Origin of the sequence: Erwinia persicina NBRC 102418 (assembly GCF_001571305.1) — a bacterium.
GTDB lineage: Bacteria > Pseudomonadota > Gammaproteobacteria > Enterobacterales > Enterobacteriaceae > Erwinia > Erwinia persicina.
The window spans coordinates 1-14,704 of the sequence record NZ_BCTN01000009.1 but is presented as its reverse complement, the minus strand read 5'-3'; the positions used below and the strand labels follow the sequence as shown (position 1 = coordinate 14,704).

The window sequence follows — 14,704 nt, the reverse complement described above, 5'->3', positions numbered from 1 at the left end:
ACCGGTTAAAGCGTCACCGGCAAAGCGGTGGTGTATTTTATCTCTTCCATCGCAAAACTCGAAGTGACATCGATCAGGCCCGGCACGCCGTTGACCAGACGCTTATAAAAGCCATCGTAGCTTTTCATATCGGCCACCTGAACGCGCAGCAAATAATCATATTCCCCGGCCATGCGGTAGAACCCCATCACTTCCGGCATAGCCTGAACCACATCAACAAACTGGTTAAACCATTCGCTGCTGTGCTGCTGGGTTTTGATCAGGACAAAAGCAGTCAGACCAAGGCCGAGTTTTTCACCATCGAGTAACGCCACCCGGCCGCGAATATAGCCTTCATCCTCCAGCCTTTTCAAGCGCTTCCAACAGGGGGTAGTGGTCAGGCTGACGGCATCCGCCAGCGCCTGCAGAGAGAGCGTACAATCCTGCTGAAGCAGGTTTAACAGCAACCTGTCTTTTTTATCCAGCGGCATAGGTAGCAAAATTTTCTCCATAGCATCAGAAACACAGTAGTATTATAGCAACCTTTTCCCCGGGTATTTCGTTAATCTGGTTCTCCTGCAGTCTCTCACTCAAGGATGACGAAAATGCCGCGTTCTGCTTACCGTAACCTGTTGATCATTGGATTATTCACGGCTGTCGCCCTCACCTGGGGTACAACCTGGATGGCAATGAAAATTACTGTGGCTACCGTTCCACCCGTTTTTGCCACCGGGCTGCGTTTCCTCTGTGCTGCCCCGCTGCTGCTGTTGCTCGCAGGGTATAAAAAGGCACCTTTACTGTTTCCACAAGGACAGCGTGGTTTTCAGCTCTGTGTCATGCTGTTCTATTTCGCGATTCCGTTTACGCTGATGATCTACGGTGAGCGTTACACCTCATCCAGCCTGGCAGCCATTATTTTTGCCACTATGCCTGCGGCAGTGCTGGCCGCTTCCCTGCTGTTTCTGCGTGAAAAAACATCGCTGCAGCAGCTGCTGGGCCTGGCCATCAGTATTGGCGCGCTAAGCACAATTCTGTGGCACGAAACCCGCCACAGCGGAGAGAGTCAAATCCAGGGGATCCTGGCGCTGGTCGCTGCCGTGCTAATTCACGCGGTGATGTACGTCCAGTGTAAAAAGCGCTGTGCGGGTATTTCCGTGTTGAGCTATAACGCCCTGCCCTGTCTGGGAGCGGGCATACTCCTGACGGTAGCCGGGCTGGCGGAATCACCTGATGTCCATGCCTTCGCACCCGAGGCGCTGATGGCGATTGCCTATCTTGGCGTGGTGGCCGGCGTGGGCGGTATTCTGGCTTACTTTGCTCTGCAACAGACGGCAAAACCTTTCCAGGCTTCACTGGTCTTTCTGGTCTTTCCGCTTATTGCGGTGGCGCTGGAGAGTCAGTTGAATGGCAGCAGTATCAGCCGTGAATCTTTACTGCTGTTGTTGCCTTTCCTGCTGGGGATATTGCTGACGCTGTATCGCGGTGCACGCAGCCGACAGCCTGCGGTGACAACCAAAGCGGCGCTGCGCCGCTAAAGAAAATAGCCGGACGTCCAGGTCCGGCACACTGACCAATAAAACGGATTATTCGGGGGAATAAACCCGGTGTGGTGTGGAAAGCCAGTGGTTGAGATAATGAGACACGCCCTGTGTCGCACAGTCGCCAATAACCGGTAAATGCGGCAGTTTCGCTTTCAGTTCACGCATGGCGTTGCGCATCACAAAACCCTGCCCCACGCCTCCCAGCATCTCCAGATCGTTCATTGCATCGCCAAAGGCCATGCACTCTGCCATGTGAATACCCAGCCGATCCGTTAGCTGCGCCAGGGCCGCCCCCTTGTTACAGTCGAGAGGCAACACCTCCAGGCAGTCCTGCGCCGAAAAACAGAGGTGGGCGCTATCGCCCAGCGCTTCATGAAGCTGGATTTTCAGCGCACAAAGCGTCTCATAATCCGCAATAAAGCAGGCTTTCGTCACCTGATGTTCCGACAGCGTACGCAAATCGGTCAGTTGATAGCGGAAATTTGACAGCTGATGCGCCTGTAAAATCTCCGGAACGTCATACTGCGTAAACCAGCCATTATCATTGAAAACATGCAGACTGGCGCGGGTATGCCAGTGGCTGTGGATCACCTGCCTTGCCACGGCCGGAGGAAGATCGCTGGCATGCAGTAACTCACCTGCGGGATCGTGGATGCGTGTCCCGTTGCCGCTGATCAGAAAAGCAGGCAGATCGTAATTGCGTAGCAGTGGCTGCATCTCCAGATAATGGCGACCGGTGGCAAAGGTCAGCTGCACGGGATGTGCCTGAAGCGCACGAAGGCTGAGCAGGGTTTGTTGCCCTAACTGATGGTCTGGCATCAGCAGCGTGCCATCCATATCAAATGCAGCAAGACGCACCATTTTCTCTCCGCTTGAAGGGGTTTTCATCTGCACTGAGTATCCTCTGGCATTTACGGAACTAATAGTGAATACTTTTTTTAAACTGTTCCGGGTTTGGATGACATGAGAAAACTGAATCGGTTAAATCAGTATCAGCGCCTGTGGCAACACAGCGCAGGCCAGCCGCAGTCGACCAGCGTGGCCGAGATTGCCGCCTGCTGTTTTTGCAGTGAGCGCCACGCCCGAACGCTGCTGCGTCAGTGGCAGGAGAGCGGATGGCTGAACTGGCAGGCGACGTCAGGGCGCGGAAGGCGCGGCAGTCTGACCTTCTTGCAATCTCCCGCCACCCTGCGCAGCGAACTGATGCTACAGCAACTCGATAACGGCCAGCCGCAGCATGCGCTGCAGATGGTGCCGCTTGCTCCGGAGCAGCTCAGCCAGCTGCTTCAGCCGTTTATGGGCGGACAGTGGCAGAACAACCAGCCTACGCTGCGTATTCCTTATTATCGTCCCCTGGACCCCTTGCGTCCGCTGATGCAGCCAGGTCGCGCAGAGCAGCATCTGGCCCAGCAGGTTTTTGCCGGATTAAGCCGTCTGGCAGGAGATGAGGCCGTTCCCGACCTGGCGCACCACTGGCAGGTCAGTGAAGATGGACTGAGCTGGTTCTTCTTTCTGCGCCCTCAGTTACGCTGGCATCACGGCGAGGCTGTCACCGCTGAACAACTGCAACAGCGGCTGGAGATGATCCTTGCCAGCGCTGGCGGGAAGCGCCTGCTGGCCAGCGTTAAGACGGTCAGCCGGGCCCATGCCCTTTGCCTGCGTATCGACCTGCTGACGCCGGACTACTGGCTGGCACACCGGCTGGCCAGCGTCCCGTGTCTGCTGCCGCACCCGGAAAATGCGGATATCGGAGCCGGCCCCTGGCGCTTGATGGTGAACTCCCCGGCGCTACTGCGCCTGGAAAGCCATGGCTGGTATCACGGCACACACCCCCTGATGCAGGCCATTGAATACTGGATCGCACCGCAGCTGTTTGACCCGGGGCTGGGCACCAGCTGCCGTCATCCGGTGAAGATTGCCATCGGCGCACAGCACGATCTGAAGGCTCTGCAGCCCGTCAGCCAGCGTATCAGCCTTGGATTTTGTTATCTGGCGCGAGGGCGGCGTGCCGGACTATCCGCGCGTCAGGCCAGGCATATTATGTCGCTGGTGCATCAGTCTGGCATTATCGAAGCGCTGCCTCTTGAAGAAGGCCTGATCACTCCCAGCCGGGAAATGCTGCCGGGCTGGCATATTCCTGACTGGCAGCCTGATCCGGACGTTTCTCTGCCTGCCCGACTCAGCCTGCATTACCACCTGCCGGTAGAACTGCATGCCATGGCGACAACGTTACAGCACCTGCTGGCCACCCAGGGCTGTCAGCTGACGCTGCATTTCCACCCAGCCAAGAACTGGCAGGATTATCCCGCACTGGCAGAGGCAGATCTGGTGATGGGCGACAGGCTGATCGGTGAGGCGCCGGTGTTTACCCTTGAGAGCTGGCTGCGCCAGGATCCCCTGTGGCCGATACTGACCGGGGCGGACGGCTGGGCGCAACTGCTGCATCATCTGGAGGATTTACAGGCTCATCCTGAACTGGAACAGCGCCAGCAATGTCTCAGGGCGTTATATCTGCAGCTGATGGCGGATGCCGTGATCACCCCACTGTTTAACTATCGTTATCAGGTCAGCGCGCCCCCAGATGTTGAAGGGATCCGCCTGAACGCCTGGGGCTGGTTTGATTTTTCCCGGGCCTGGATTGCCCCGCCCGTCGCAATCATCTGAGAACAGGCTCCTGCAGCGGCCTGCTGCTATCAGGCGCCGGTTCAGCCGGCGCATTGGGATGGATATCGCACTGAAGGCCAAAGCATTTGATCTGCTGGCAGCCTGGCTTGCCGCTCAGGCAGTTGTGATAAACATGCAGGTTATGCAGTCTGACATTAAATACCCTGTCCATATGGATGCCGTAATCGGCGTTGTCATACACCGTCAGATCGCTCATATAAACGTTGATCATGTGCGATCCACGAATGCCGTGTCCACGGGGGCTGGCATAATAACCGCCGCTGTTTTTTCCGCTCTGGATCAGCCGAACATCAGCTACGCGCCGAAGGTAGATATTATGAAAATAGTCCTTTTCGGTGTTGCCGTTGTTATGCAGCTTCAGGTCTGTCGCCGTTATACGACTGACGCCTTTCAGGTGGATCCCGTCGCTGCTGTTCTCCACCTCAACATTTTGCAGGGTGATATCACTGCAACCGGTTTTTTCACCGGCCGTCGGATCCCCACTACAGTTAAAGAAGAGTCCTATCTGATGGTTTCACCGATCCTGACTGTCAGGCCGTTGGTCAATGGTGCCGACCAGCTTGATATTTTTTATCGTGACGTGGATGGCGGCAGTGGTATAGAGCAGCGGGGCATTAATGGTGCTGCTGACCGCAGGACGCCAGGTGATAACGGTACCCGGCCCCCTGCCTTCAAGCGCCACATTGCTGCTCAGTAACAGACTGCGGTCCTGAAAATAGGTGCCGTTGCCCAGCTGCACCGTGCCGCCACCGGCATCGGCCACCCGCTTAATGCATTCAGACAGGCTGTGCGTAACCGGACATGCCACACGGCCTGCAGCCTCCCCTGCGGGGGCGTAACAGGCCAATGTGAAGAAAGCAATCACACCGGCATAACGGAACAGGGCTTTCACAGTCATTTTCGCTCACAGTGACTTTACTAACAGGCAGGGAAGACAGTCCGGACTAACAGAAATTATCGCATAATGAGCCGTAGCCCCAGATATCCCATCACCAGTCCACTCACTTTATCCAGCCTGGATGTGTATTTCATGTAGACCTGACGGGGCCTTTCAGCCGACAGCAGCCATGCCACCAAACCATACCAGAGCGCATCGATGCAGAACGCCATGATGGGCAGCACCAGATACAGATAAGGCGAAATATGCTGACTGAGTAAGGCAGCAAAAATACTGCCGAACACGATCGCCGTATTCGGATTACTGAGCTGAGTCGCCATGCCGGTAAGAAACGCGCGGCCCGGGCCCCGGGCGTTATTGCCCACCAGACTTGAGGCCACCCTGTCGCCCGTCCTGAAAAGCATGTTGCCGCCCAGCCAGAGAAGGTAAACGCCGCCGGCGGTTTTAAGCACGGTATACAGCCAGGGCACCAGTGTCAGCAGCGAATGCAGCCCGGCCAGTGCAATGACTGAAAAAATCATGCACCCTACGCCCATGCCAGCGGCGGCAGCCAGCGCACTGAGACGTGAGGAAACCACGGCCGTCCGGGCTATCATGATGAAACTGGGCCCGGGACTCATGGCCCCCAGCAGAATAGCGCCGGCGATGGTCATCAGGGCGACGGGTGAGTCAGTCATTTTTTTACCTGCTCTGTCATCATTAAGTAGGGTTTCTCCCTGCGCAGGGAGTGGGTTACTGGCGGCTCTGGCAGTAATGCTCGGCCAGCTTATCCAGGAATGTGAACAGTGCCTGATTCATCTCCCGGTAATCATGGGCTCGCAGCTCCGCTGGGGTCTGCACAAAGCGAAATTCAGCTGCCCGGCTCAGATCCTTTTCAGAATGTGCAATCAGTCGTTCAACCACTTCCGCAGTCAGCTCCAGGTGGCACTGAAAACCGTAAACCAGATCGCTGTACGCGACGATCTGGCGCGGGCATCCTTCGCTGTAAGCGATAAGGGTGGCATCGGGTGTCAGGCCTGGCATATCGTTATGCCAGTGCCCGACCTCAAGCGAGTGACCGAAATGCGTAAACAGCGGGTGCTGTCGCCCGGCTTCCGTCAGAGAGACGGGAAATTTGCCGATCTCTTTTTCCGGGCTGTGTGCGAAAGGAGCCTTGAGCGCCTCACCGATCAGCTGGGAACCCAGGCAGATACCGATAACGGCTTTTCTGGCGTGAATCGCGGCCGCGATGAGAGCCTGCTCCGCTTTCGCATCAAAATGTGGGCACTCTTCCGGCGTGGTGGCCGGATCCTGTGGCCCGCCCATGACGATCAAAAAATCAATGTTCTCCACGCTGGACGGTAGCGCCTCGCCTTCATAAACCCGGGAACAGGTCACGTGATGGCCCTGGTTCCTGGCCCAGCTCTCACAGGCACCCGGTGCCTCAAAACTTTCATGGATGAGGAAATGTACGTGCATTTTAATATGCTCCTCTGATGCTTATGATAACCTTAATTTTCAAGCCTCACCCTTTCAGGATATTGACCGATCGGATGAGTCCGACTTAATGATGATAAGTGCAGGAACAGAATTTAAAATGCCAGGTAGCATAGATAAAGCGCCAAGACATGACGATGCGACAGGCTGGTCTGGCACCTCCATAAGCTATCAACGTGGAGAGACCGATCCTCCTCATCATCATATTGAAGGACAACTCTTATTTGCGACCAGAGGCGTTATGCTGGTTGAAACAGAAGGCAATCGTTGGGTGATCCCCCCTCAGCGTGCACTGTGGCTTCCGCCTCTCCAGATTCACAGCTACAACCTGCTCTCCCATACTGACTTACGGGCCATTTATTTCAGCCGCAGTCTTATCGCAGAATGCCCGAACTTCACGAAAAGTAACCATGTGCATGTCATTACAGCCACAGCACTGGTGAAAGAGTTGATAGCCGGGCTTTTCGATGCTGACTACAGTGGCCCGAGTCAGCGTAAAATGGCGCTGTTGATTTTGGAAATTCTCAGTGAGGCAACTCCCCTCGCTACCGAGTTGCCTGTGCCAAATGATGAGCGCTTATTTTGCGCCACGAGAGAGTTACTGGTCAGCCATCGCTGGGAAGCCTCTCTGAGCGATCTGGCCTTTATCGCTAACATGTCTGAACGTACCTTTTCGCGGCTGTTCATTAAGGACACGGGGTTCAGTTTCAGGACCTGGAAGCAAAGAGCAAGAATTTGTGCTTCGTTAGATCTTCTCGCCAATGGCCTCTCCGTTAAACAGGTCGCTTACCAGCTTGGTTTCTCATGCCCGGCGGCGTTCACTGCTGCATTTCGTTCCCTTCTGCATTCAACGCCGCGCGATTTTCTTCCTTAGTCCTGGCCCATGCCTGGTCTTTACCCCTGGCAGATACACCTTATTTGCCGCCGCTGCATATCTGGCACCTCCCTTCCCTGATTGACACATCACACAACTGCACACCCGCCCGGGCGGCACAAGGGATACCTTTCTGAACCGCAAGGTATTACCATAGCCAGCAGAAATTAACCGGGAAGGTAAAGTATGAAACGTGCAGTGGTGGTATTCAGCGGTGGTCAGGACTCAACAACCTGTCTGATTCAGGCGTTACAGCAGTATGACGAGGTACATTGCGTCACCTTCGATTATGGCCAGCGTCACCGTGCGGAAATCGATGTTGCCCGGGAACTTTCGCACGCGCTCGGCGCGCGGGCGCATAAAGTGCTGGATGTGACCATGCTTAACGAGCTGGCCGTCAGCAGTCTGACGCGTGATAACATCCCGGTGCCTGCCTACGAACCGGATGCCAGCGGCCTGCCCAGCACCTTCGTACCGGGTCGCAATATCCTCTTTTTAACCCTTGCAGCCATTTATGCCTGGCAGATTGAAGCCGAGGCGGTGATTACCGGTGTCTGCGAAACCGATTTTTCCGGTTATCCGGACTGTCGCGACGAGTTTGTGAAGGCGCTCAATCACGCCGTCAGTCTCGGTATGGCGCGAGACATCCGCTTCGAAACACCGCTGATGTGGCTGAATAAGGCAGAGACCTGGGCGCTGGCCGACTACTGGCAGCAGCTTCCGCTAATCCGTCATCAGACGCTGACCTGCTATAACGGCATTCAGGGCGACGGTTGCGGTACCTGTGCGGCATGTCATCTCCGTGCCAATGGCCTGCAGGCGTATCAGCAGCATCCGGCCACTGTGATGCAGGCAATGAAAACCAAAACCGGGTTGGTGTAACCCATCGCGAAACCGGTCAGGCCCCTGCCCCGGCGTTCAGGGTTTCAAGGTGGGCCTTCAGCTCACCTTCCAGCGGCAGGGCTTTTTTCGATTTCAGATCGATGCAGACAAAGGTCAACAGCGCATCGGAAATCGCACTGCCATCGGACTGCAGTGACACCCGCTGGTCAATCACCCCGCTTTTTCCGCCAAGCGTCATCAGCTGGCTGTCGATATTCAGCACATCCCCCATCACCGCCGGGCGGCGATAATTAATATTAATATTCACCACCACAAAGGCCAGACCGCGCTCATTCATCCAGTGAAATGCCCGACTCTGTTCCAGCCAGGCCCACCGGGCCTCCTCAAGAAACTCAAGATAGCGGGCATTATTCACATGCTGATAAACATCCAGATGATAGCCGCGAACTTTGATGGTGGTCTGCATAAAGGATCCTCATAAATAGAAAAGGCCATACCAACTGGTATGACCTCTAAGAGATTAGCAGTCTGTCCGCACAATGTGCTGCGCAGATAGCCGTGACTGGAGATAGATCACAATTTCAGCGATGACAGATTGCGCTCAACCAGCTTATTGCCCATCCCCGGCACCTCTTTTAACTGCTCAAGCTGAGTAAAAGGGCCGTATTTTTCACGGTAGCTGACGATAGACTCCGCTTTTTTAATTCCTACCCCATTCAGTGCCGCCGCCAGCTCCTCGGCGCTGGCACTGTTAATACTGACCTGTGACGTTGACGGGCTGATAGCGTCTGTTTCCGGTACCGCCTGTACAGTCGCGGGCTTCTCCGCTACCGGTTCAGCACCAGCGATTCCCGGCAAAAACAGACCGGCTGATAATACAAATGTCAGGGCCTGCAAAGTGCGATTAAACATGCTGTTTTCCTCCATGTGTTAGACAGCACGGCCACCCTAACGTGATGGCGGCAACCCGGCAAACGGCGGATTATAGAATTGGAAAAGGCCGCATAAGCGGCCTTTGAATGTTGCAATCAGTTGCAGTGACTTTGCGAGGCTTACTGTGCCTGTGCAGCCGCACCGTATTTGATTTTAGCGTCTTTGCGCAGATTGCTTAACATGGCAGCAAAAGCCAGCTGGGCATTGTTCTGAGTTATGCCCTGGACCAGCGCCTGCTTCTGTGCTTCCGGCATGGTCCCTTTTTGAACTTTATCCAGTGCCATGACCACGACGTTACCCTGTGCATCTTCGCTGATGCCAAAGGAAGGCTTACCTTCAGAAGGCAACGGCAGCGTAAAGGCCGCCTGAGACAGAGCGTCCTGTCCGGTACGGGACAGTGTCTGCTGAGGTCCGAAGCTCAGACCCGCCGCCTTCAGTGCCTCATCGCCTTTGCCCGCTTTCAGCGCAGCCAGTAGTTTGTCAGCCTGGGCTTTCGCTTCCTGCTGTGCTTTCTGCTGTTTCAGCGTATCTGTGATCTGCGCAGTCACTTCATTTAGCGGTTTAACTGCTTCTGGCTTATGTTCGCTGATACGCAGCACGAAAGCACGGTCGCCATCGACGGTGATCACGTCTGAGTTACTGCCCGGAGAACCGTTTTCCCCGACCAGACCACCGTTAAAGATCGCGTCCTGTACGGCTTTAAAGTTCAGCTCGGCAGGCAGGTTGTCATGATTAAACCAGCCCGTTTCTACTGCTTTCACCCCAGCAGCCTGCTCTGCACTGGCCAGCGACTCATTGTCATTGCTGGCAGCATCGCTAACTTTCTGCTGCAGTTTATAGTAAGCATCTACCGCTTTTTCCTGCTTCACTTTAGCAGCGATGTCATCATGTACTTCAGCCAGCGTTTTTACTTTTTCTGCCTGAGTATCATCAAGACGGGCGACAATAAAGCCAACAGAGGATTTAATCACGCCAGAAAGCTGGCCTTTGTCTTTCAGCCCCGCGTCTTTCAGTTCGTCTGGCGTCGTGTCAGGCTCCAGCCATCCCATATCACCGCCATTGCGGGCAGAGATCGGGTCGGCAGATTTTTCTTTCGCCAGGGCTGCAAAGTCGCCGCCCTGTTTCAGCGCGTCCAGAACTGATTGCGCTTCCGCTTCAGTTTTCGTCTGAATGATGCTGTAACGATTACGCTGCGGCTGGGTGTAATCCTGCTGATGCTGATCGTACCAGGCCTGAATGTCACTCTCGCTCACCGGTTGCTGCATCGCGGCAGCATCCAGCTTAATGTAGCTCACACGAAACTGTTCAGGTGACATAAAGCTGTTTTTATTCTGCTCATAGTAGCTGTTAACCTCTTCCGGCGTGACGGTCTGCTTTGCCACCAGGGCATTAACATTGATGGTCACATCACGCACCAGACGCTGCTGAGAAACCAGCGCGGCCAGAGAATCGGTTTCGTTACCCAGCACGAAATCCGTACCGGTCACAGACTGAATCAGCTGCTGAGTGGTCAACTGCTTGCGCAGAGCCTCGGCGTACTGATCGGCAGAGAAGCCCATGTTGCTGATAATGCTCATGTACTTGGCGTTATCAAATTTACCCTCCGTCTGGAAGGCCGGCTGGGTGAAAATCGCCTGTTTAATCTGATCGTCACTGATAGCCAGGCCAATATCTTTGGCATACTGGTCAAGTAACACTTCGTCAATCAGCTGTGACAGGGCCTGCTGACGGATCTGTTGCATGTAACCTTCGTTACCCGCCAGAGCCGAGAACTGCTCGCCCAGCATCTGCTGCTGACGCGCACGTTCGCTGCTGAAAGCACGCTCAAGCTGCGCACGGCTGATTTCCTGGCCGTTTACTTTCGCGGCGTAATCACCGTTGCCACCTGTCAGATACCCGCCTACACCGGTAAGGACAAAGGAAAGGATGATCAAGCCCAGTAAAATCTTGAGCACGACATGGTTCGACGCCGCGCGTAAATTGTCCATCATGGTGTGACAACACTCCGCTGTAGTGTGAATGTATAACCTTGCGCTGCCGTCCCGCGTTCCCGAGGACGCACTCAGCCATTTTAGACAACCGCAGCACGCGTTTGTCAATCAAACATAAAAAAGGCACATCAAGATGCTGATGTGCCCCGTATGTTACATGAGAACGCGTTGGCGATCCTCAATACGCCGAAGAAATCTGCTTCTGCGACGGCTTAATACATTTAATTTACAGAGTCTTTCAGCGCTTTACCGGCACGGAAGCCCGGCACTTTACCCGCAGCAATGGTAATTTCTTTGCCGGTCTGCGGATTACGCCCGGTACGCTCGGCGCGCTCACGCACAGAGAAGGTACCGAAGCCGACCAGCGCCACTTCATCGCCAGCCTGCAGTGATTCAGTGACTGAACCGATAAATGCATCTAATACACGTCCCGCTGCAGCTTTGGAAATATCGGCGTTTGCAGCAATTTTGTCGATCAACTGTGACTTATTCACTCAATCATCCCCTCTTTTATTTTATACATCGTGAACGGACTTTCTGCCGGACACGTGCGTGCATCATTTGTTATTGCCATTCAACCGGACCCGTTGAGCCTTACTGCCCGACAGCCTCTGCCATCACTGACTTAACAGCCCCCTAACTTAGCGGCACAAAAAAAGGCTGGCAAGCACCAATTCACTTGCCAGCCCTAGTTTTACAGTGAGTTTGCCTTAAATCACTATTTCGCCGTCACGACCTGCATCCCGGATGGGGCATTCTGCAGGGCGAGGGCTAATACTTCCTCGATGCGTTTCACCGGATGGATCTCCAGATCAGCAATCACGTTGTCCGGGATCTCTTCCAGATCGCGCTTGTTCTCATCGGGGATCAGTACCGTCTTAATACCACCACGGTGAGCGGCCAGCAGTTTTTCTTTCAGACCGCCAATCGGCAGAACCTGGCCACGCAGCGTAATTTCACCTGTCATGGCCACATCGGCACGCACCGGATTACCGGTCAGGCAGGAAACCAGCGCAGTACACATTGCAATACCGGCGCTTGGACCATCTTTCGGCGTCGCACCTTCAGGTACGTGAACGTGGATATCGCGCTTCTCGTAGAAGTCTGCATTGATACCCAGTTTTTCAGCACGTGCACGTACCACGGTCAGTGCGGCCTGGATAGATTCCTGCATGACTTCACCCAGAGAACCGGTGTAAGTCAGCTTACCTTTACCCGGAACGCAGGCTGTTTCAATCGTCAGCAGGTCACCCCCGACTTCCGTCCACGCCAGCCCGGTGACCTGACCCACGCGGTTCTCACTGTCAGCACGGCCGTAGTCGAAACGCTGCACGCCGAGATAGTCTTTGAGGTTATCGCCGTTGATCTCGATGTGTTTGATCGATTTATCCATCAGCAGCGTTTTCACCGCCTTACGACACAGTTTGGACAGTTCACGCTCAAGGCTACGCACGCCCGCTTCACGGGTGTAGTAACGGATGATCCCGACGATGGCGCTGTCGTCCACGGTCAGTTCACTTTTCTTCAGCGCATTACGCTCAATCTGCTTCGACAAGAGGTGCTGTTTGGCAATGTTAAGCTTTTCGTCTTCGGTGTAGCCGGACAGACGGATTACTTCCATACGATCCAGCAGCGGTGCCGGAATGTTCATCGAGTTGGAGGTCGCCACAAACATCACATCGGAGAGATCGTAATCCACTTCCAGGTAGTGATCGTTAAAGGCAATGTTCTGCTCGGGATCAAGCACTTCCAGCAGCGCCGAGGCCGGATCGCCGCGCATATCCGACGACATCTTATCAATTTCATCCAACAGGAAAAGCGGGTTTTTCACGCCGACTTTTGCCATTTTCTGGATCAATTTGCCCGGCATTGAACCGATGTAGGTACGTCGGTGACCACGAATTTCCGCTTCATCACGTACCCCACCCAGCGCCATACGTACGTATTTACGACCGGTGGCTTTGGCGATGGACTGGCCCAGAGAGGTTTTACCCACGCCAGGAGGCCCCACCAGACAGAGGATCGGGCCCTTAATTTTGCTGACGCGGCTCTGTACTGCCAAATACTCCAGGATACGGTCTTTGACGCGCTCAAGGCCAAAGTGATCGGTATCCAGCGTTTCCTGCGCTTTCAGCAGATCTTTTTTCACCTTGCTGCGGGCATTCCACGGTACCTGAACCATCCAGTCAATATAGCCACGAACCACCGTCGCCTCTGCGGACATCGGTGACATCATTTTCAGCTTTTGCAGTTCGGCTTCTGTTTTGTCACGCGCCTCTTTCGGCATTTTTGCCGCATCGATTTTGCGTTTCAGCGCTTCATTTTCGTCCGGCGCATCATCCATCTCACCGAGTTCTTTCTGAATCGCCTTCATCTGCTCATTCAGATAGTACTCGCGCTGGCTTTTTTCCATCTGCTTTTTGACGCGGTTACGGATGCGTTTCTCAACCTGCAGCAGGTCAATCTCCGACTCCATCATCGCCATCAGATATTCCAGACGTTCATTGATGTCCGACATTTCCAGCACAGATTGTTTATCAGCCAGTTTCAACGGCATATGTGCAGCGACGGTATCAGCCAGACGTGCCGCATCGTCAATGCTGTTCAGCGAAGTCAGTACCTCCGGCGGGATCTTCTTGTTCAGTTTGATGTAGCCTTCAAACTGATTGATCGCCGTGCGTACCAGTACTTCCTGCTCGCGCTCTTCAATTTCAGGCGACTCCAGGTATTCGGCCTGGGCAGTAAAATGGTCGCCGTTATCGGATAACGTCGTGATATGGGCACGCTGCAAACCTTCCACCAGCACTTTGACAGTGCCATCAGGGAGTTTCAGCATTTGCAAAATAGAGGCAACCGTCCCGACTGAGAAGAGATCGTTGATGCCAGGTTCATCCGTTGAAGCTTCTTTCTGAGCGACCAGCATGATTTTTTTGTCATGATCCATGGCGGCTTCAAGGCAGCGAATTGATTTTTCACGACCGACAAACAACGGAATGACCATGTGCGGATAAACCACTACGTCACGCAACGGCAACACAGGGATTTCAATGCGTTCAGAACGCTCAGGATTCATAGAGCTCTCTCTTAGTTTAATTTCCGCCAGGGTAAGGGGAACCGCATCATCCAGAAAAAGTGCAGTTTGACCCACAGGTATCTGAGTATATGGGGATGAACGGAATAGATTCAATGTCGGGGTTACGAGAAAAGTTAAAGGGGGAACATTTTCCCCCTTTTCGGATAACTGACTGGAATGGTTTGGTTATTTATTCGCCAGATGCCTGCTGTGCTTCAGGCTTGCCATAAATCAGTAATGGCTCACTGTCGCCGCTGATAACCGACTCGTCAATCACCACTTTTTCCACGTCATCGACCGACGGCAGATCGTACATGGTGTTCAGCAGCGCGCCTTCCACGATTGAGCGCAGGCCCCGGGCGCCGGTTTTACGCGACATCGCCTTTTTGGCGATCGCCTTCAGCGCTTCTT

At 54.4% G+C, this 14,704-nt stretch carries 16 protein-coding genes; 4 read left to right on the top strand and 12 right to left on the bottom strand.

The genetic code is table 11. The features are described 5' to 3' along the window. Positions 1 to 5: 5 nt before the first annotated feature. Positions 6 to 479, bottom strand: coding sequence for an Lrp/AsnC family transcriptional regulator (locus EPE01S_RS11360; RefSeq protein WP_275065371.1), 474 nt, complete (start codon positions 477 to 479; stop codon positions 6 to 8). A gap of 105 nt (positions 480 to 584) precedes the next feature. On the opposite strand from EPE01S_RS11360, the gene EPE01S_RS11355 reads away from it, so the two are divergent. Continuing rightward, entirely contained in the window at positions 585 to 1,514 is a 930-nt protein-coding gene (locus tag EPE01S_RS11355) for a DMT family transporter (RefSeq protein ID WP_174522424.1), read from the top strand. A 48-nt stretch (positions 1,515 to 1,562) separates the two neighbouring features. Here the strand turns inward: EPE01S_RS11355 and cof are convergent, their stop codons facing one another. Further along, the gene (cof, locus tag EPE01S_RS11350) at positions 1,563 to 2,381 is read right to left on the bottom strand and encodes an HMP-PP phosphatase (RefSeq protein ID WP_062745366.1); all 819 of its coding nucleotides are present in this window, start codon (positions 2,379 to 2,381) and stop codon (positions 1,563 to 1,565) included. A 102-nt stretch (positions 2,382 to 2,483) separates the two neighbouring features. On the opposite strand from cof, the gene EPE01S_RS11345 reads away from it, so the two are divergent. After that, the gene (locus tag EPE01S_RS11345; protein WP_062744978.1) at positions 2,484 to 4,184 is read left to right on the top strand and encodes an SgrR family transcriptional regulator; all 1,701 of its coding nucleotides are present in this window, start codon (positions 2,484 to 2,486) and stop codon (positions 4,182 to 4,184) included. On the opposite strand, the gene EPE01S_RS11340 is transcribed toward EPE01S_RS11345, so the two are convergent. The 4 genes from EPE01S_RS11340 to EPE01S_RS11325 form a co-directional block, all read right to left on the bottom strand. Continuing rightward, the gene (locus tag EPE01S_RS11340) at positions 4,177 to 4,626 is read right to left on the bottom strand and encodes a right-handed parallel beta-helix repeat-containing protein (protein WP_062744975.1); all 450 of its coding nucleotides are present in this window, start codon (positions 4,624 to 4,626) and stop codon (positions 4,177 to 4,179) included. The two genes, EPE01S_RS11345 and EPE01S_RS11340, sit on opposite strands and share 8 nt — an antisense overlap. A gap of 93 nt (positions 4,627 to 4,719) precedes the next feature. Beyond that, positions 4,720 to 5,103, bottom strand: coding sequence for a hypothetical protein (locus EPE01S_RS11335; RefSeq protein WP_062744972.1), 384 nt, complete (start codon positions 5,101 to 5,103; stop codon positions 4,720 to 4,722). A 56-nt stretch (positions 5,104 to 5,159) separates the two neighbouring features. Further along, the gene (locus tag EPE01S_RS11330) at positions 5,160 to 5,780 is read right to left on the bottom strand and encodes a LysE family translocator (RefSeq protein WP_062744970.1); all 621 of its coding nucleotides are present in this window, start codon (positions 5,778 to 5,780) and stop codon (positions 5,160 to 5,162) included. A 55-nt stretch (positions 5,781 to 5,835) separates the two neighbouring features. Next, on the bottom strand, positions 5,836 to 6,561 hold the full coding sequence (locus EPE01S_RS11325) for a type 1 glutamine amidotransferase (RefSeq protein WP_062744967.1): 726 nt from the start codon (positions 6,559 to 6,561) through the stop codon (positions 5,836 to 5,838). Positions 6,562 to 6,652: 91 nt separating this feature from the next. Here EPE01S_RS11325 and EPE01S_RS11320 point away from each other — a divergent pair, with 91 nt between their 5' ends. Further along, positions 6,653 to 7,453, top strand: coding sequence for an AraC family transcriptional regulator (locus EPE01S_RS11320; RefSeq protein ID WP_255210145.1), 801 nt, complete (start codon positions 6,653 to 6,655; stop codon positions 7,451 to 7,453). Between the two features lie 186 nt (positions 7,454 to 7,639). Further along, on the top strand, positions 7,640 to 8,335 hold the full coding sequence (gene queC, locus EPE01S_RS11315; RefSeq protein ID WP_062744964.1) for a 7-cyano-7-deazaguanine synthase QueC: 696 nt from the start codon (positions 7,640 to 7,642) through the stop codon (positions 8,333 to 8,335). A gap of 16 nt (positions 8,336 to 8,351) precedes the next feature. Here the strand turns inward: queC and EPE01S_RS11310 are convergent, their stop codons facing one another. The 6 genes from EPE01S_RS11310 to EPE01S_RS11285 all read right to left on the bottom strand — a co-directional run. After that, complete coding sequence (locus EPE01S_RS11310; RefSeq protein ID WP_062744962.1) at positions 8,352 to 8,762, bottom strand: acyl-CoA thioesterase; 411 nt, start codon at positions 8,760 to 8,762, stop codon at positions 8,352 to 8,354. A 107-nt stretch (positions 8,763 to 8,869) separates the two neighbouring features. Continuing rightward, on the bottom strand, positions 8,870 to 9,208 hold the full coding sequence (locus tag EPE01S_RS11305) for a helix-hairpin-helix domain-containing protein (RefSeq protein WP_062744960.1): 339 nt from the start codon (positions 9,206 to 9,208) through the stop codon (positions 8,870 to 8,872). Positions 9,209 to 9,348: 140 nt separating this feature from the next. Beyond that, entirely contained in the window at positions 9,349 to 11,220 is a 1,872-nt protein-coding gene (gene ppiD / locus EPE01S_RS11300; RefSeq protein ID WP_062744957.1) for a peptidylprolyl isomerase, read from the bottom strand. 221 nt (positions 11,221 to 11,441) lie between these two features. Further along, positions 11,442 to 11,714 carry a nucleoid-associated protein HU-beta gene (hupB, locus tag EPE01S_RS11295; protein WP_062744954.1) on the bottom strand — a complete coding sequence of 91 codons (273 nt, stop codon included), beginning with the start codon at positions 11,712 to 11,714 and terminating at the stop codon, positions 11,442 to 11,444. A 224-nt stretch (positions 11,715 to 11,938) separates the two neighbouring features. Next, positions 11,939 to 14,293 (bottom strand): endopeptidase La, encoded by a 2,355-nt coding sequence (gene lon / locus EPE01S_RS11290; RefSeq protein ID WP_062744951.1) that lies wholly within the window; start codon positions 14,291 to 14,293, stop codon positions 11,939 to 11,941. A 190-nt stretch (positions 14,294 to 14,483) separates the two neighbouring features. Beyond that, positions 14,484 to 14,704 (bottom strand): ClpB D2-like domain containing protein (locus EPE01S_RS11285; RefSeq protein ID WP_506256251.1); only part of this gene is annotated, 221 nt, incomplete at its 5' end.

Bases quoted from the DNA above. Each gene is read 5' to 3' on its own strand.
- EPE01S_RS11335 (WP_062744972.1), bottom strand. From the start codon at position 5,103: ATGACTGTGAAAGCCCTGTTCCGTTATGCCGGTGTGATTGCTTTCTTC.
- queC (WP_062744964.1), top strand. From the start codon at position 7,640: ATGAAACGTGCAGTGGTGGTATTCAGCGGTGGTCAGGACTCAACAACC.
- lon (WP_062744951.1), bottom strand. From the start codon at position 14,293: ATGAATCCTGAGCGTTCTGAACGCATTGAAATCCCTGTGTTGCCGTTG.
- ppiD (WP_062744957.1), bottom strand. From the start codon at position 11,220: ATGATGGACAATTTACGCGCGGCGTCGAACCATGTCGTGCTCAAGATT.
- EPE01S_RS11310 (WP_062744962.1), bottom strand. From the start codon at position 8,762: ATGCAGACCACCATCAAAGTTCGCGGCTATCATCTGGATGTTTATCAG.
- EPE01S_RS11345 (WP_062744978.1), top strand. From the start codon at position 2,484: ATGAGAAAACTGAATCGGTTAAATCAGTATCAGCGCCTGTGGCAACAC.
- EPE01S_RS11325 (WP_062744967.1), bottom strand. From the start codon at position 6,561: ATGCACGTACATTTCCTCATCCATGAAAGTTTTGAGGCACCGGGTGCC.
- EPE01S_RS11330 (WP_062744970.1), bottom strand. From the start codon at position 5,780: ATGACTGACTCACCCGTCGCCCTGATGACCATCGCCGGCGCTATTCTG.
- EPE01S_RS11320 (WP_255210145.1), top strand. From the start codon at position 6,653: ATGATAAGTGCAGGAACAGAATTTAAAATGCCAGGTAGCATAGATAAA.
- EPE01S_RS11305 (WP_062744960.1), bottom strand. From the start codon at position 9,208: ATGTTTAATCGCACTTTGCAGGCCCTGACATTTGTATTATCAGCCGGT.
- cof (WP_062745366.1), bottom strand. From the start codon at position 2,381: ATGGTGCGTCTTGCTGCATTTGATATGGATGGCACGCTGCTGATGCCA.
- EPE01S_RS11355 (WP_174522424.1), top strand. From the start codon at position 585: ATGCCGCGTTCTGCTTACCGTAACCTGTTGATCATTGGATTATTCACG.